Origin of the sequence: Heliomicrobium gestii, from assembly GCF_009877435.1 — a bacterium.
Lineage (GTDB): Bacteria > Bacillota > Desulfitobacteriia > Heliobacteriales > Heliobacteriaceae > Heliomicrobium > Heliomicrobium gestii.
Genome location: NZ_WXEX01000012.1, coordinates 24,811 through 41,243, shown reverse-complemented (window position 1 = coordinate 41,243; position 16,433 = coordinate 24,811). Strand labels below are relative to the sequence as shown.

Genomic DNA, 16,433 nt, shown 5'->3' with positions numbered 1-16,433 from the left:
TGAATAGCGTATGCGGATCGCAATCGTCGGACTGGGCGGTGTGGGCGGGTACTTCGGTGGAAAAATGGCCGCCGCCGCTACAGCCGATAATGAAGTGTTTTTTATTGTTCGAGGACGTCACCGGGACGCGATAACGGCGAAAGGACTGACCGTAAAAAGCAAGGAGGGTGAGTTTACGGCCAAACCGGTCCTGGCCACAGATGACGCCGCTCTGATCGGCCCCGTCGATTTTGTGCTCTTCTGCGTCAAGACCTATGATCTCGAATCGGCGGCGGCGCAAATGGCCCCCTTGATCGGCGACCAGACGATCATCCTGCCTCTGTTGAACGGCGTCGACCATGCCGAGCGGTTGCGGGCACTTTTGCCGCGAGGGCGGGTGCTCAACGGATGCTGCTATATCTTTTCGATGATCGAACAACCCGGCGTCATCGTGCAATCGGGCGGCGCCTGCCGGATCGTTTACGGCGTCGACAGCCGCCCCGGTCTTCCGGAGATCCGCCCCGAGGAGATCGAAGCGATCGCGAGCCTGTTCCGTCAATCGGGCATCTTGGCCAAGGTTGTCGAAAACGCAGAGGTCGCCGTCTGGAGCAAATATCTGCTCATCTGTTCTCTCGGCGCGATCACCTCCTTCTACCAGGCGCCTGTCGGCGCCATCACCGGCGAGCCGGAGCGATTGGCGCAGCTGCGCGCCTTGATGGAAGAGGTGGCGGCGGTTGCGCGAGCCCAGGGCGTCAACCTTCCCGAAACGATCGTCGAGGAGACGATGAAATCGGTTTTTTCCTTCGGTCCTGACAGCACCACATCGATGCAGCGGGATGTGGAAAAGGGAACCCGGACGGAGTTGGAGTCTTTTTCCGGCTATATCGTCCGGGCAGGAGCCAAATGGGGTGTCGCCACACCGGTTCATGGCGAAGTGTACGCCAAACTGTCCGCCCAAAGCGGCTGAGTGGGGCCGCCCTCGGCATATATTTAGCAAACATGCCTATGGAAAAGAGGCTGCGCGACGGTTCGACGCGCAGCCTCTTTTCTGGTGGGGCTTTTTAGAAAAAGCCGCCGGGAAACTCGAACGATCCTGACAGGGCTGATTCGACGAGGAGTTCATTCACCTTGGTTTGAATCACATCGGTCGTTTCCGGCGTCTGATCCACAAACATAGCGCCATAGCGGTCTTTGTGCTTCCAAGCGATCTCGATCGAGGTCTTGACCATGGGGAGTTGAATCTGGTAACGCTCATGGACGACTAGCGGCCGGTCACAGATGAGGAGGAGCCCCCCGAAGCTGATGTTGTGAATCTGCACAGGAGCCAGGAGGTCGATTCCATCGGACGCAAACACCTCTCCTTTCCAATTTACATCGACACGAGGGTGGACACGTTTTTCTGAAAAAACCACAGCAATCCCCCCTAAGTTTCTTCTGGTGGCAATATTTTAAGATTCCATACCATTCTTCGCATTGGACAAATTTTCCTCTGTTGTTGCTGGGAAAGAAACAGGCCAGCTTGAATAAATTGGTTTTCCCCCGTAGAAGGAACAGGAGAACGGTTTTTTCCGTCGAACTGAATAAATCGAATATTCGTTAACCAGTTCGTCGAGTGGGTTAAGCGCAAGCGATGAAACAGGGAAAGGAGCGACAAACTAATGGATCATCGGGAAACAACAGGGGCTGACGTCCTCACGCTGATCATAAACAGCGCCCCCTTTTTTAAAACCATCCTGCCCGTCGACTGCATGCTGGCGGTAACGGACACAGAGCGTTTTGTCTATTACGCGCCGGGCAAGGGCATCGATGTCAAAGTCCGCGTTGGAGAGGCCGTTAAACCGGGGGACGGTATGTATGAGGTGCTGCGTTCCGGGTCACCGCAGGTTACCGTCGTCCCCAAGGAGGCTTACGGCGTAGCCTTTAAAGCAGTTACAGCCCCAGTTCGCAATGAACAGGGGCAGATCATCGGCGCCATGGGAATGGGCGTGAATGTGACGGCTCAACTGGAGCTACAGGACATCGCCCAATCGTTGGCCGCGTCATCGGAAGAGATGACGGCCACCAGCCAGGAGGTGGCCGCCACGGCCGGCAACCTGGCCGCCCATCTCTCGGAATTGAAGACCTCCAGCGATGCCGTGCTGCAACGCCTGAAAAAGACCGATGACATCCTCAAGTTCATCACCGGCATCGCCAGCAAGACCAACCTGCTCGGGTTAAACGCCTCCATCGAATCGGCTCGCGCCGGCGAACATGGTCGGGGCTTTTCTGTCGTCGCCGGCGAGATCCGCAAGATGTCCATGGACAGTGAACAATCGGTGAAAGAGATCAAGAACATCCTCACCAGCATCGCCGAGGACATCCATAAGATGGGTCAGAAAATCGCGCGGTCCGATGAACTGAGCTCCGCCCAAGCCCAGGCGACCCACCAGATCTCCGAGGCGATGGAGCAATTGGCCCTGGCTGCGGAAAAAATCCAGGGTTTCGCCAAAGACATGTAAAATGGGTTGTCCGGCTATCCCATGGCTGTTGCCGACATTGCGTTCACATGCCATCACATGCTCTCAGGCTAGTTACCGGTCAGGGCGTGCCCTGTTCGGATCGCTATGCTTTTGCGGGAGAGAGCAACCGCTCTTCGACGCGCCCCATGCGGAATCGCTGCAACAGGTTGATGAAAGCCCGCTGGCGCAGCGGATTTTCGGCAAAATAGAACAGGTGGCTCGAACAGGAACAGTCGGAGCAGCCGAAATTGGGCGTCTCCCCTTGGGCGATGGGCCGCAGCGCCTGGGCAAGTTCATGCTCCAGATCCTCTGTCGTCCGTACGGCCAAGGCGGTGCAACTTGCTGCGGCGTCACGCAGGGTATCGATGTGCCAGTGGAAGTTCTTGCGCTTGCGGCAGTGGCGATCGATCCGCTGGGTCAGGTTTTTCTTGGCGCTGCCTGTATAGACATAATAGCCGGCGGGGAAGATCCGCTCTCCCAGGCTGCCGATGGTCAGGGGCGTTTCCCTTGTCAACGCCAGGACGAGGAGGTAGCAACCCCCATCGTGGAGCTCATTTTCGAGAAAGCTCCAGGGGATGGATACGGGAGCGACAGCGTCGCCCAGGCTCAGGTCGTCGCGCCAGGACAGGGAGAGGGCCTGCAGCCACAGGTCATGGCGGACATCCAGGAAGGTCTGGGCAAAAGCGAAGTCGGTGTGATAATCGGGCAAAAACCAGCGCGCCCGGGGCCATTGCACGGCGATGAGAACGCCGCAAGCCACCCCTTCCCGTCGGGAGAGGGCGGCCAGTTCTTCCAGATGGCGCCGGCCCCGATCGGTGACGGCGTCAGGGAACATGGCCATGGCGCCTTCAAAAAGGGTGCATGACTTTACCTCCAGATAGAAGGGCTTTCCCTGGCGATCCAGCAGAAAATCAAAGCGGTGGCGGCCGACTTTTACTTCGGGCCGGACGACAGCGGCATCCTCTAACCCTGGGATGCGCCCTTCCGTGAGCAGCCGGTGAATCACCTCGTTCGTCATGTGCGTGTGCAGCATCACGGGCAGTCCGTCCCGTTCGACGGCGACGACCGTATAGGCCGTTCGACGGCCTTCGGGAGCGGTGGAAAGAAAGAGGGTCACACCGGGAAAGAATAACTCCCAGAGGCGACCCGGATTGGGCAGGTAGGCCCGGACCGGTTCTCCCTCCAGGTCACATTCGACGATAAAACGGTTGGGCCGGCGGAGAAAGGCGGCCCTTTTCACTTCACCAAAAAAAGAGTCGGACATTTTCGCATTTCCTCCCATCCCGCCGCAGCGGCGGCGCCGCTACTATTCTATCCTTTTCAACGCCGGGAAGGAAAGCCTTTTCTCCGATGGGTCTCTCGCCGGCGCTTGAAAAAAGGGCATGCGCGATCGCCCGCTTCATGGTATGCTAATTGTGATGACAGCAACAAGGGGGTTGTTCCATGCTCTACGGACTCGTCGCACGCAATCGCAGCTTCCGTCGCTTTCACGAGAGCCATTCCATCAGCCGGGAAACACTTACGGAACTGATCGAATTGGCCCGCCTGTCTGCCTCCGGGGCGAACCGGCAACCGTTAAAGTACATCCTTTCTCATGACCGGGAGAAAAACGATAAGATTTTCCCCACCCTCTCTTGGGCGGGTTATCTGAAAGAATGGCCGGGACCGGTAGCCGGGGAAAGACCCTCGGGTTATATCGTTATCCTTGGAGACCGGGAGATCAGCCAAAACTACTTCGTCGATCATGGCATTGCCAGCCAGAGCATCCTGCTCGGGGCTGTGGAAAAAGGCCTGGGCGGATGCATCATCGCTTCCATCAAGCGGCAGGAACTGGCGGAAGCCTTGCAGATCCCCGAGCGTTACGAGATCCTGCTCGTCATCGCGCTGGGCAAACCGAAAGAGACGGTGGTCATCGAGCAGATCGGAGCAGATGGCGACGTCAAATACTGGCGTGATGAGGATGGCACTCACCATGTGCCGAAGCGCCCGCTGCGGGAACTGATCCTGGAATAAGCGCTCTGGGTCGCAAAATCAATAGAGAATAAGGGCGGTTCCGAGTTTCCTTCGGAACCGCCCTTTTGCGCTTTATTTTGGCGACGATGGTGCAATAAAGTTGTTCTTGCCTGTGTTTTTACCCGTAGTCTTGCCTTTCTTTCGCACACCTTGCCGATACGTGAAGACGATGTCTCCTGGCGGGTTTGCACGTTTTCAATAGGGCGACCGTTTACCGGCCGAAAAAGGGGAAGGTGGGATAGACATAACATTGAATGCCTTCGAAGATATAACCGCCGCTGCCCCTGCCCAACTCATTGAAATTGATCGTGTAGAAATGGTCGCCGGCGGTGGGGTTCCAGTAGCGGTACAGGGGAACCGTTCGGGGGCGCTCGGTGGGGAAGACATAGCAGGCGATTCCTTCAAACTGGTATCCCTGGGCGCCTGAACCGAGTTCGCCGAAATTAGTCGTGTAGAAATGGTCGCCGATGGTGGGGTTCCAGTAGCGGTAAAGGGGCGTTGTGCCGGGCCGTTGCCTTGCGTAGACCAAGCAGGCGATCCCTTCGAAGCGGTAACCGCTTCGCCCAAAGCCGAGTTCATTGAAGTTTGTCGTGTAAAAATGATCGGTGATCGTGGGATTGAAGTAGCGGTAGAATGGAACAAGGTCGCGCCGGCGGAACTCACCGAGTTCTTCCGGTTCTCCCGGTGTAGGTCCCGGTCCGGGGAAGGGTCCCGGTCCAGGAGAGGGTCCCGGTCCGGGGAAAGGTCCCGGTCCAGGGAAAGGTCCCGGTCCAGGGAAGGGTCCCGGTCCGGGGAAGGGTCCCGGTCCGGGCTGGGGCCTGCGGGCGGGCGGCAGCCCAGGCGCAGGCTGCTGGGAGGCCCCGTACAGTTCATCATCGTCATCATACATCGAGGTGACACCTTCCTTGCCAAACAATCATCCTGTCTTTTCCGCTGGGATGTCTTCCGTTCGGGAAAGACGTCGGTTTGCCATAACATATGAATGACAGCCAGAAACGGTGAAATTTTCCTCTCGCCTCGATGAGTCGTCTTTGGCGATGATCGGCAGGCAGCGTCGAACTTGACAAGATTTGTTTTTCCTGCTAAGGTAAATGCGTAAAAACGATTGGGAGTATGGTGTATGTCTGCGGTTGTTCTGAGCTAACAATTCCATAAGGTCTGAAAGGGAATCCCCTCTAAGCGGCGCAACCCCGATCACAGGAATGTGAGCGGTGCGATTGACGTTGCTGTTTCAGGGGCTAGATTTTTCTACCCTTTTCAGGTCTGAATTGTTCAGAACAGCGGCTTGCTCGCCAGCCAATTCGGAATGCAAAGATCAATGCATGCCGTGCTGTCCTAGCACGGCATTTTTATGCCCTTTTGGGGTGCGGTGTCCTTTCCGGGCGGCGTTGACCTGGTGTTGACGTCACCCGATTGGATCGGGCTTCCCAACAAGGGTGCATTGGCGATGCCAGGAGAAGGTTGTGGGTGAACGACGGTTCATCGACAACCTTTTTTATTTTAAAAGTCTCGCGATGACATGTCGCGCGATGACAGAGGAGGAACAGATGATGAAATCCATGCAGATGCTCGAATTCGACAAGATTAAAGAACGGATCAAAGAATTCGCCTTGTCCGACCAGGCGAAAGCGATGATCGACAACCTGACCCCGGCAGGGGAGCAAAAGACGGTGGAGCGGTGGCTTCAGGAGACGACGGAAGCGCGGGACATACTGCACCGGCGTTCCGGCGTGCCGCTCCACGCCTTGACAGACATGGGAAAAATCCTGGACAAACCGGAGAAAGGGTATGTGCTGACGGCGCAGGAACTGGCGGCATTGCACGGCTTTTTGCGGGACGGGAACAAACTGAAAAAAGTGATGCAGGAGTTGCGCCATACGGCGCCGATGGTCAGCGCCTACGCCTTGTCCATCCACGAACTGACCGGTGTGATGGAGCGAATTGAGCAGTCGATCGTCCATGAACAGGTCGACGATCAGGCCAGCGCTGAACTGGCTAAAATCCGGCGGCGCATCGCGGCGACGGAAGGGCGATTGAAGGGGCGACTGGAGAGCATCCTCAAATCGCCGGAGACGCGCAAGTACCTGCAAGAAGCGCTTGTCACCGTGCGCAACGGCCGCCATGTCATCCCTGTGCGCAGCGAGTGGCGGCACTGTGTCCGTGGGATGGTTCTCGACAGTTCAGCCAGCGGCTCCACCGTTTTTGTCGAACCGGAGGGGATTCGACCCATTCAGGAAGAGATCGCCCTGTTGCGGGCGCAGGAGGAGCAGGAGGTCTTCCGAATCCTGGCCGAGTTGTCCGCCCTTGTCGCCGCCTGCCAGCAGGAACTGTCAGTCAACATGGAGGTGATGGCCCAATACGACTTCGCCTTTGCCAAGGCTCGCTACAGCCGATCCATCGACGGCGTCGGCGTGCAGGTGAACAGGGAAGGGATCATCCGCCTCACCGGCGCGCGGCACCCCCTGATTGGGCGCGCCGCCGTTCCCCTCGATTTTTCTATCGGCGAAGACTACCGGGCGCTCGTCATCACCGGTCCGAACACCGGCGGCAAGACGGTGGCGCTGAAAACGGTGGGCCTGCTTACGGTGATGGCCCAGTCGGGCCTGCATGTGCCCGCCGACCCGGGGAGCTCGGTGGCCCTCTTTCGCAATATCCTCGTCGACATCGGTGACGGCCAGAGCATCGAACAATCGCTGAGCACCTTTTCCTCTCATATCTGCAACATCATCGACATTGTGGCCGACACCAGTCCCGACAGCCTGGTCATCCTGGACGAACTGGGCGCGGGGACCGATCCTTCAGAAGGGATGGGCCTGGCCATCGCCCTCTTAGAGGAGATCTACCGCAAGGGAGCAACGATCGTCGCGACGACCCATTACAGCGAGATCAAGGAATTTTCCGCCAGCCAGCCGGGATTCAAAAACGGCTGTATGGCCTTTGACATCGATACCCTGCAACCGCTGTACCGGTTGACCATCGGCCGCCCGGGCGAGAGCAACGCCCTGCGGATCGCCTTGCGGTTGGGGTTGGACCGCCGGATTGTGGAACGCGCCCACGAGGTGACCTACAAAGAGAAGCAGGCCTATCCGGAACAGTGGGGGAGGGACGGTAAAGGGAGCGAGGGGAGCGATGGCGGGCGCGAAGGCGAAAACATCTTTTCGGCTCGGAATGAACGATTTGAGAAAGATGAAAAGCGAGAGTTGCAACATCTCGATGGGGTAGACGACGCCGTCATTCAAGAGAGAGTGCCTGCTGAAAATACGGCGCAAGAGCCAATCCAAAAGCCGACGCCAAACGCAGCGCCAAAAGAGCCGTCAAAATCAGTGAATGGGAAAGCGAAGACGACCTTTCAACTGGGCGACGCCGTTTACATCTCCACCCTGGACGGCATGGGCATCGTCTGCGAATTGGTGAACCACCGGGGCGAAGTGGGGGTCATGTATAAGAAGAAAAAGATCATGATCAATCACAAGCGCCTCTCCCTCCGCATCGAAGCCGCACATCTCTATCCCGAAAACTACGACATGGACATTGTCTTTGAAAGCAAAGAAGACCGGAAAAAACGTCATCTCATGAGCCGCAAGTATGTGGAAGGCGTCACCATCGTCAAACCTGTCGAATAGCGAGGCGAAAAAAAACAGACCCCCTGCTGTCGCCTTGGCGCAGCAGGGGGTTGCCGTCAAGATTCTCGTTACACCGTTACCGTGGCAGAGACAGGTTTACTATCAAATAAAGGCCAACACCTGCGCCATCACCGCCGTGATCGCCGTCAGCAGCGCCGACAGCACGAAAGCCGTCTTGATCACTTCGCTCTCAATGCCGAGGGCGTCAATGGTGGCGGCGGCATTTTGCAGCTTCGCCGGCGAGATGACGCTGGCCAACCCGCCGCCGATGGCCGTCCCGGCGATGACGATCAGGGGGTCGACGTTCAGGAGTTTTGATGTGAGCAGGTGGTACTTGGTGAACATGGCGATCGTCGAGGCTTCGCTGCCGCTGACAAAACCGCCGAAGAGCCCCAGGTAGCCGCTGACAAAGGGATAGAGGACGCCGAAGGTTGACGCCGAGGCCTTCGCCAGAATGGAGATCATGTTGGTCGCCGGATCAGCGATCTTCCAGACGCCTTCGATGTTCTGCATGCCCGAGTTGTTCATCACAAAGGCGATGGCGAAGAAGACGGCGGCGGCCAAGGTGGGCCGGGGCGCCCGTTGGAGCCACTTGGCGATCGTCTCCGAAACAGCGGTCCGGTCCGGCCTGAGCCAGATCATCGACAAGGCCGTGCTGACGAGCACCCAGGTGTAGGCGTTCCAGAGCATGCGCGTCTTGATCACCTGGCCGGGGATGATCGCCAGGGGCATGGCCCAATCGGCAAAGAGCAGTTGGAAGAGGGGCGGGAAAAAGTTTGTCACCATCAAGATGGCGCAGAGAATCAACCAAGGGGAAAGGGCCACAGACAGGGACATCTGTTTTTCCACAGCCAGGTCTGCCTCGGTCAGGCCGGAACGGTCGATGATCGGCCGCCCCGTCACTTTGAGGTAGAGGAGCATCACCAGGATGGTGCAGGAACCGGCGATCACGCCCGTCAGGACGACGCCGGAGGCGAAGAAGGGGATGTAACTGATGGCGACGGCCGTCCCGCCGTTGGTCATGCCGGCGATCAGGCAGGGCAGGAAGCCCCGTCGCACCAGATCCCAGCGCCCGACGATCCAGAGCATGCCGAAACCGATCAGGGTGGAAATCATGGGAAGAAACTTGGAGAACACCTGGGCCGCCTGGACGAGGGACGTGCCGGTCAAGTCGGCGAAGACGACGAGGGGCGCGCCGAGCAGGGCGTAGGTGCAAAGGGCGTCAAAGCCGATGGCCGGCAGCGCCACGGCGACAAAGGTCGAATAGCCGAGGGCCACCAGGATCGGCGGCAGGATCGACACGGGCGTGGCGCCGATGGAGACGAGGAGCGTGCCGGCGCCCACGTTCAGGAGCATGATCTGCACGGCCTTGTCCTGGGGCGCCAGGGTTTTGACAAAAACGACGATGCGCTTTAAGGCGCCGGTCCGTTCCATAAAGGTGATCTGGAGAATCGAGGCGAGCACCATCAGCGAAACGGGGAAGGAGGAGACAACGCCGGCCAGGCTGGCGCGCAATCCCGCCTCCCAACTGGTGGAGAAGAAAAGGCAAGCGATCAACAGGCTAAGCAACCATCCTACCATGCCACTGAGATCGGCCGCCATCCGTCGCCAGGTCATCAACAAAACGATGACCGCGATCGGAAGCAGGGTCAAAGAAAGAGAAAGAGCCAAAACTACCGTCCTCCCATGCTACACATATTTTTTTGAATCCGATTATATCATAATTACGGTTGCGGTTCGGAAAAACTTCATTGCAGCATTGGTTTTTTTGCGCATAATAAGGGCGCGATCAATCGTTGAGGATGGAGGACAAGCTTGTGCAATCTACCGTCGCCGCTCTGCTTTGGCGGGCTGTTGCGGAGTGGGGGATCGAGCGCGTGTACGGGGTGGCTGGCGACGCGATTTTTCCCTTGCTCGACGCCTTGGGCAGAACCCAATCGCTGCGCTATATCGGCGCGGTCAGTGAAACGGGGGCCGCCTTCATGGCCGGCGGCGAAGCCAGGGCAACAGGCCGGCCCGGTCTGTGTATCGCCACTGCCGGACCGGGAGCGGCGAATCTCGTCAACGCCGTGGCGGACGCCTACCGGGACGAGATCCCCCTTTTGGTCATCACCGGACAGGTGGAGACAGGGAAGGTGGCGACCGCCGCCAAGCAGTATATCGATCAGCAGCAACTCTTCGCCCCGATCACGGCGATGACCGTCACGCTCACCCGGCCGGAATCGGCGATCGATATACTCAAAGCCGCCATGGAAAAGGCGATCGGCGACAGAGTTCCTTGCCAGATCACGATCCCCAAAGACATCCAAAGCAGCCCGGCTCCGGAAATCGTCGCCATCCCTGCCCTGGGCGCGCCGCAGCTCCCGAAGATGCAGGGAGACATCGACCAAGTGGCAGACCTGCTGAACCAGTGCAAGCGTCCGCTGGTCATCGTCGGACGAAGGGCACTCCCCTTTCGCGATGAACTCCTGCAATTGACAGAAGCGCTGGGCGCCGGGATCATTCCCGGTCAAGGCGCCCGTGCCATCGTCCCGGCGACGGATAAAAGGTTCCTCGGCGGATTGGGGGAGGCCCACATCCCGGAACCCCTCGCGCGGGCCGATCTGATCCTGCTGATCGGCGCAAGCCCCTTTGAACACAAATTCATCCCCGCCCACATCGCTGTGGCGCAAATCGACACCCATCCCAAATGGTTGGCCCATGAGCTCCGCCCCTGTTCCCTCACGGGCGATGTGGCCGCAATTTTGCCCATGTTGGTGGAGAAGGCTCAACAGGACCGGCCGGATTCAGCGTGGATCGGGGAAATAGAACAAGCCCATGACGCGCTCTTGGCCATGATTGCGCCGGTGGGTCAAGAGAACAGCCCCAAGGGCTCGAGCGAACCGATCGATCCGCCACAGGTCATCTCCCTGTTGAATGATCGAGTGCCCCCTGACGCGATCATCGCTGTCGATACTGGTGAATTCATGCACTGGTTTGACCGGGGTTTTCTGCCGAAAAGGCAACAGGTGATCCTGTCAGAGAACTGGCGGTCCATTGGCGCCGCATTGCCCTACGCCATCGGGGCGCAAGCGGCCGAGCCGGGAAAGAGAGTCGTTGTGCTCACAGGTGATGGCGGCTTGCCGCTGACCCTTACGGAAATCGTCACGGCGGTGCGGCATCAACTCCCGGTGGTCGTCCTCGTGTTTCATGACCGAAGGTATGCTTTAGAAGCGGATCGCATGGAAAAGGCGGGGTTGAAGCCGCTGGGAACAGACCTCGCCCCACTCGATTTTGCGGCGGTGGCCATCGCCTGTGGCGCTGAAGGGTTCAGGGTGAGTGAAAGCTCGCAGCTGCCTGCAGCCTTGGCCACGGCAATGACGCGGGAAAAGCCCGTCGTCGTCGATATCGAAATGGGTTCCGCGCGCCCCCTGTTTTTATAGCCCTGTTCTCGGCCGCAGCGGAAGGAAATCAACGGATGTGGACAAGGATTTTCTCCTGCAAATGTTGAAGAATACAGCAGGAGGGGGAGACCTGTGTTTGGCTTTGGCATCAAAAATAAAACGGTGAGAGAACTGCGAAAAAATCGAGGGCTGACGGCCAAGGAACTGGCGCAGCGGCTGAAACTCGACACGATTGATATCCTTCAGATCGAGGACATCCGGCTGAAGGATGTGCCGGAACCGTTGCAATCGAAGATCACCCCGATACTGCGGGGGGATGATATGGATAAGATGAAGTGGTTATGACAGCGGCAAACCTTGACGCCCCCAGGAGTTGATGATAGATTAGGGGTATTGAAGTCTTGAAGGCTTTATGCGTTTGATCAATATATCTCAAAATCGGCCCATGAAGGGTTGTCCCCATGAAGGGGTATGCGACAACACCCGTAATGGGTCATTTTTTTGAGAGGAGCTTACGAATATGCATATGGCCGACGCGCTCATCTCTCCCGTCGTGGGGGGGACCCTCTGGGCTGCTGCCGCTGGAGCTGCGGCCTACTCGATGAAAAAAGTCCAGAACAACATCGATGAAAAGATCATCCCCATGATGGGGGTGATGGGGGCTTTTGTCTTTGCCGCGCAGATGATCAACTTTTCGATCCCCGGCACCGGTTCGAGCGGTCACATCGGCGGCGGCATGCTGCTGTCGATCATGCTGGGACCTTATGCCGGTTTTCTGACGATGGCTTCTATATTATTGATTCAGGCGTTGTTTTTTGCGGACGGCGGTCTGCTCGCCTATGGATGCAACCTGATCAATATGGGCGCATTCAGTTGTTTTGTCGCCTACCCATTGCTGTATAAAGCCATCCTAAGAAAGGGACTGACGGCCAACCGCATGCTTGTGGCCTCGATTGCATCTGTTGTCGTCGGTCTTCAACTGGGCGCCTTCAGCGTGGTTTTGGAGACGATCTTATCGGGCAAGACAGAACTGCCCTTTAACACCTTCCTGTTGTTGATGCAGCCGATCCACCTGGCCATCGGCATCGTGGAAGGTCTGGTGACGGCGGCCATCGTGACCTTTGTCTGGAAAAGCCGCCCGGAGATCCTGGAGCTGGCAATCACCGGTCAAAGCTATGGCGATCTTTCGTTGCGCAAGGTGTTGCAGGGACTGGCCGTTTCCGCTGTGATCGTCGGTGGCCTGCTGTCCTGGTTTGCGTCGGCAAATCCGGACGGACTGGAATGGTCGATGGAGAAGACAGCGGGAACGACGGAATTGGAAGCTTCCGATGATGTGCACAATGCCTTTGCCGTGCTCCAAAAAAAGACGGCCTTTTTACCTGATTACGACTTCAAAAGAGCCGAGTCAGAGCCCTCAGAAACAACTGCGGCAAAATCGGAAATAATAGATAACCCGGCAGTAAAATCGGGTGACACCGGTTCCACTGCGTCCGGCGCCTCCCTTTTGAACGCTTCCGAGTCAGGCGCGACGGAGGCAACCGAGACGGCGGAAGCGTCCTGGCCGAATGTCAATGCGGGAACGTCCGTGTCCGGCATCGTCGGCGGCCTGCTGACGCTGGCCCTGTCCGCCTTGATCGGATTTTTGATCCATCTGTCGAAACGACAGCAACGAAAGGTCAACGCCTGAGATTCGTAGGACGGGGACTAACGACGATGTGGAATATGGCCGATTCACTCCTCAGCATGAGACATCTGGACGATCTGGCGCGACGCCAGACCTCTATCCATAGGCTGCACCCGGTCGCGAAACTCGTAACCACAGTTATGTACTTAGCTGTGGTTACTTCTTTTGACAGCCGGGCGATCGGGGCGCTGCTGCCGCTGGCGCTTTTTCCTGTCGTGCTGATGGCCCTTGCCGAGTTGCCGCCCGATGCCATCGTGAAGCGCCTCTTGTTTGTAGAGGCTTTTGTGGTCACCATTGGCATCTTGAGCCCCTTGCTTAACCGGGAGGTCGTCACGGTAGGCGGAATGACCCTTTCAGCGGGATGGCTCGTTTTTGTTTCGCTTCTTCTTAAATCGGCCCTGACGGTGACGGCCACGCTTATCTTGATCGCGACGACGGGGATGGACCGCATCGCTGTCGCATTGCGCCTGCTCAAGGCGCCGAAGCTGTTCGTGCTGCAGTTGATGCTGACCTACCGGTATATTTCCGTGCTGATGGAAGAGGTGCAGCGCACCGTCATGGCTTACTCGCTGCGGGCGCCCGAGCAAAGGGGCGTCCATTGGACTGCCTGGGGATCCCTGGCGGGGCAACTGTTGCTGCGGACGGTGGACAGGGCCCAGCGCGTCTATGAGGCCATGCGGCTGCGCGGCTTTGACGGCGATTTTCAGGCCGGAGAGGCGGCGATGAAGGTCAAGGCGAGCGATTACGGCTTTACCGCCGGTTGGGTCGCCTTTTTCCTGGCGGCCCGCTTCGTAAACCTGTCGGCGTGGCTCGGTTCTTTGATTACGGGGGTGCTGCGATGAGCGGTGGCAAACTGGAAGTCAACAACCTGCGTTATACCTATCCCGACGGCCACCCGGCGATCAAGGGGCTGTCCTTTCACGTCACGCCGGGTGAGTCGGTGGCCATCATCGGTGGTAACGGCGCCGGCAAGACAACGCTGTTGTTGCTGATGATGGGGCTGCTTTGGCCTTCGAGCGGGGAGATCGTCGTGGACGGCATCGCCGTGACAAAAAAGACCTTGCCCCAGATCCGGCAACGGATGGGCATGGTCTTTCAGGATCCCGACGATCAGTTGTTCATGACCACCGTCTATGATGACGTGGCTTTTGGCCCGCGCAACAGCAAGCTGGATGAACAAGCGGTGGAGAAGCGGGTCGAGGCGGCCTTGGCGGCCGTCGGGATCGCTCACCTGAAGGATCGGGCGCCCTTTAAGCTCTCCGGCGGGGAGAAGCGCGCCGCCGCCATTGCCTCTGTCTTGTCCATGGGGCCGGACATCCTCGTCATGGACGAGCCCACGTCGGCATTGGATCCGAAATCGCGCAGGCGGTTTATGGAATTGCTGCGCAGCTTTCCCCATACGAAAATCATCACCAGCCATGATCTGGACATGGTCTTGGAGAACTGCGATCGGACGATCGTCATCCAACAGGGCGAGATCATCGCCGACGGACCGACGAAGACGATCCTGCTTGACGCTGAACTGATGGAATTGAGCGGCCTGGAACAACCCTTGACCGTCCAGGCTTGTCCGAACTGCGGCGGCCTGGGGCGCGTCAGCGGGAGCGACGGCAAGGACTGAAGCCGAATGTTTCTATATTCATTACTCCTGGGCGCTTGCCGCTACAGGCTCCGCTTCACCCGTTTATGCCAGTAGCGCCAGTCAAGGCGGATGTTCCACCGGTTCTGTTTCCAGTGCCGCATCACCGCTGTCACGATGGCCACGCCGGCGCCCACGGCGACAATGCCGCCGAAGCCGACCATCAGCGGTTCCAGGACGTCGAGGTAGTTTCCCGTGAAGAGGAAGATGGTGGCCCGGAAAAACCAAATCCCCGGCAACAGGGGCATAAAACCGCCGATGATGAAGACGGTGACAGGTACGAGGTGGATGCGGGCGAGGATCTCGCTGACGATGGCGACGACGATGGCGCCCCAGAACATGCCCAGGATCAGCGTGTAACCATTGGACACGGCCAGATAGAGAACGGTGGCGCTGAGCATCCCTGTCACTCCGCCGGAAAAGACCAGTCCCTTCGGCGCATGGTTAAAAATGCTGAAGAGAGCGGAAACGAAAAAGCTGACGGCGATGATCGGCGGCTGCGGCACCACCGGTTCGGACAGGTACTGGGTGCCCACCATGGACAGCGTGATGCCGGCCCCGCCAAAGAGGGCAGCCGCGAGGCCGGCTGACTCGAGGCCCCGGATGGCGCCGGAGATCAGGTCGCCGGCGATGATATCCCGAACCGAGTTGACCATAAAAGCGCCCGGGATGGCCGATACCAGCACCCCGGCCACAACGGGGCCGATGTCAAAATTGATGCTCGCGCGCGCCGCCAGGACGAGGCCGGTGCCGACAGCGCCCAGGAGCAGTTCGCGCAGATAGGCGATGGCGACGAGTTTGGTGCCGTCGATCAGCAAAAAGGCGAGAAAGGCCATCACCAGGGCCAGTCCGCATTCCATCCATTCGCCGCCGAAGATGGCGGCGGAACCGGCTGCCGTCATCGAGATGACGGCGAGTCTCAGCAGCGGTGAATAGGGGGGCGGCGTGTTTTCGATTTTTTCCAAATCGGCAAAGGCGGCTTCGAGGGAGATCTCTTTGCGGGCCACCTGGCGGGAGAGATGATTGATGGCGGAAATCCGGCTGAGATTGACGCCTTTTTTTGATACGCGCCGGAAGTAGGTGCGGGGGTTGCCTTCGTCATCGACATAGCTGACGAAGACGCCCGCCGGGGTGACATAACTCTCCAGATCGTCGATGCCGAGAGCGGTTCCCATCTTTTGGACCGTGTCTTGCACCCGGTACACCTCGGCGTTCGATTCGAGGAGCACGCGACCGGCGTTGACGATGAATTCGATGGCCCGGTTTACGGGCTGGTTCGCGGTGCGGGTTAGGATGACTTGCAAGGAACTGCTCATGGGACGATCACCTCCGCCGTGAGTGAGCTTGTGAACTGAATTCATTATAAGCGGAAGAATGCATGAACGGCTAGAACTGATTGATCCGTAATAGCCGACTCAAAAGACGCCACATAAATAAAAAATGCCTTTTAACGAGCTGCCTGCTGGTTGAAAGGCATTTTTTCGTGCAAGGAAATTGCAGCCCCTTTGCCGAACAAATATGGGCTGGGTTCCTTTATTCTCATTACGCATATCCGATTTCTTGTACGGTTTCCTTATCTTTTTATCTTATTGGTCTCATATCATATTCTTATTT

Annotated in this window: 14 protein-coding genes; 9 read left to right on the top strand and 5 right to left on the bottom strand. The window is 58.1% G+C overall.

Features of this window, described 5'->3' with window-relative positions; genetic code table 11:
- Window positions 1–10 precede the first annotated feature (10 nt).
- Complete coding sequence (locus GTO89_RS13340; protein WP_161262592.1) at window positions 11–946, top strand: ketopantoate reductase family protein; 936 nt, start codon at window positions 11–13, stop codon at window positions 944–946.
- Window positions 947–1,040: 94 nt separating this feature from the next.
- Here the strand turns inward: GTO89_RS13340 and GTO89_RS13335 are convergent, their stop codons facing one another.
- Entirely contained in the window at window positions 1,041–1,391 is a 351-nt protein-coding gene (locus GTO89_RS13335; RefSeq protein WP_161262591.1) for a PilZ domain-containing protein, read from the bottom strand.
- Window positions 1,392–1,637: 246 nt separating this feature from the next.
- Between GTO89_RS13335 and GTO89_RS17865 the strand changes: the two genes are divergently transcribed.
- A complete protein-coding gene (locus GTO89_RS17865) occupies window positions 1,638–2,477 on the top strand; it encodes a methyl-accepting chemotaxis protein (protein ID WP_161262590.1) in 840 nt (279 codons plus the stop codon).
- Window positions 2,478–2,580: 103 nt separating this feature from the next.
- Here GTO89_RS17865 and sfsA read toward each other — a convergent pair whose 3' ends face one another.
- On the bottom strand, window positions 2,581–3,741 hold the full coding sequence (sfsA, locus tag GTO89_RS13325; RefSeq protein WP_161262589.1) for a DNA/RNA nuclease SfsA: 1,161 nt from the start codon (window positions 3,739–3,741) through the stop codon (window positions 2,581–2,583).
- 179 nt (window positions 3,742–3,920) lie between these two features.
- On the opposite strand from sfsA, the gene GTO89_RS13320 reads away from it, so the two are divergent.
- Window positions 3,921–4,490 carry a nitroreductase family protein gene (locus GTO89_RS13320; protein ID WP_161262588.1) on the top strand — a complete coding sequence of 190 codons (570 nt, stop codon included), beginning with the start codon at window positions 3,921–3,923 and terminating at the stop codon, window positions 4,488–4,490.
- A gap of 211 nt (window positions 4,491–4,701) precedes the next feature.
- Here the strand turns inward: GTO89_RS13320 and GTO89_RS13315 are convergent, their stop codons facing one another.
- Window positions 4,702–5,379: a hypothetical protein gene (locus tag GTO89_RS13315; RefSeq protein ID WP_161262587.1), complete on the bottom strand. Its 678-nt coding sequence runs from the start codon at window positions 5,377–5,379 to the stop codon at window positions 4,702–4,704.
- A gap of 661 nt (window positions 5,380–6,040) precedes the next feature.
- On the opposite strand from GTO89_RS13315, the gene GTO89_RS13310 reads away from it, so the two are divergent.
- Window positions 6,041–8,113: an endonuclease MutS2 gene (locus GTO89_RS13310; protein ID WP_161262586.1), complete on the top strand. Its 2,073-nt coding sequence runs from the start codon at window positions 6,041–6,043 to the stop codon at window positions 8,111–8,113.
- 102 nt (window positions 8,114–8,215) lie between these two features.
- On the opposite strand, the gene GTO89_RS13305 is transcribed toward GTO89_RS13310, so the two are convergent.
- Window positions 8,216–9,784, bottom strand: coding sequence for an L-lactate permease (locus GTO89_RS13305; protein WP_161262585.1), 1,569 nt, complete (start codon window positions 9,782–9,784; stop codon window positions 8,216–8,218).
- A gap of 146 nt (window positions 9,785–9,930) precedes the next feature.
- On the opposite strand from GTO89_RS13305, the gene GTO89_RS13300 reads away from it, so the two are divergent.
- The 5 genes from GTO89_RS13300 (at window position 9,931) to GTO89_RS13280 (ending at window position 14,801) form a co-directional block, all read left to right on the top strand.
- Window positions 9,931–11,535, top strand: a complete 1,605-nt coding sequence (locus GTO89_RS13300; protein WP_161262584.1) for a thiamine pyrophosphate-binding protein — start codon at window positions 9,931–9,933, stop codon at window positions 11,533–11,535.
- 93 nt (window positions 11,536–11,628) lie between these two features.
- Window positions 11,629–11,841: a helix-turn-helix domain-containing protein gene (locus GTO89_RS13295; RefSeq protein WP_161262583.1), complete on the top strand. Its 213-nt coding sequence runs from the start codon at window positions 11,629–11,631 to the stop codon at window positions 11,839–11,841.
- Window positions 11,842–12,016: 175 nt separating this feature from the next.
- A complete protein-coding gene (locus tag GTO89_RS13290) occupies window positions 12,017–13,183 on the top strand; it encodes an energy-coupling factor ABC transporter permease (protein WP_161262582.1) in 1,167 nt (388 codons plus the stop codon).
- 26 nt (window positions 13,184–13,209) lie between these two features.
- A complete protein-coding gene (cbiQ, locus tag GTO89_RS13285) occupies window positions 13,210–14,022 on the top strand; it encodes a cobalt ECF transporter T component CbiQ (RefSeq protein WP_161262581.1) in 813 nt (270 codons plus the stop codon).
- Window positions 14,019–14,801, top strand: a complete 783-nt coding sequence (locus GTO89_RS13280; protein WP_161262580.1) for an energy-coupling factor ABC transporter ATP-binding protein — start codon at window positions 14,019–14,021, stop codon at window positions 14,799–14,801. The genes cbiQ and GTO89_RS13280 overlap by 4 nt, the downstream gene beginning before the upstream one ends.
- Window positions 14,802–14,842: 41 nt before the next feature.
- Here the strand turns inward: GTO89_RS13280 and GTO89_RS13275 are convergent, their stop codons facing one another.
- Entirely contained in the window at window positions 14,843–16,135 is a 1,293-nt protein-coding gene (locus tag GTO89_RS13275; protein ID WP_161262579.1) for a threonine/serine exporter family protein, read from the bottom strand.
- Window positions 16,136–16,433 lie beyond the last annotated feature (298 nt).

Bases quoted from the DNA above. Each gene is read 5' to 3' on its own strand.
- GTO89_RS13340 (WP_161262592.1), top strand. From the start codon at position 11: ATGCGGATCGCAATCGTCGGACTGGGCGGTGTGGGCGGGTACTTCGGT.
- GTO89_RS17865 (WP_161262590.1), top strand. From the start codon at position 1,638: ATGGATCATCGGGAAACAACAGGGGCTGACGTCCTCACGCTGATCATA.
- sfsA (WP_161262589.1), bottom strand. From the start codon at position 3,741: ATGTCCGACTCTTTTTTTGGTGAAGTGAAAAGGGCCGCCTTTCTCCGC.
- GTO89_RS13320 (WP_161262588.1), top strand. From the start codon at position 3,921: ATGCTCTACGGACTCGTCGCACGCAATCGCAGCTTCCGTCGCTTTCAC.
- GTO89_RS13315 (WP_161262587.1), bottom strand. From the start codon at position 5,379: ATGTATGATGACGATGATGAACTGTACGGGGCCTCCCAGCAGCCTGCG.
- GTO89_RS13310 (WP_161262586.1), top strand. From the start codon at position 6,041: ATGAAATCCATGCAGATGCTCGAATTCGACAAGATTAAAGAACGGATC.
- GTO89_RS13290 (WP_161262582.1), top strand. From the start codon at position 12,017: ATGCATATGGCCGACGCGCTCATCTCTCCCGTCGTGGGGGGGACCCTC.
- cbiQ (WP_161262581.1), top strand. From the start codon at position 13,210: ATGTGGAATATGGCCGATTCACTCCTCAGCATGAGACATCTGGACGAT.
- GTO89_RS13280 (WP_161262580.1), top strand. From the start codon at position 14,019: ATGAGCGGTGGCAAACTGGAAGTCAACAACCTGCGTTATACCTATCCC.
- GTO89_RS13275 (WP_161262579.1), bottom strand. From the start codon at position 16,135: ATGAGCAGTTCCTTGCAAGTCATCCTAACCCGCACCGCGAACCAGCCC.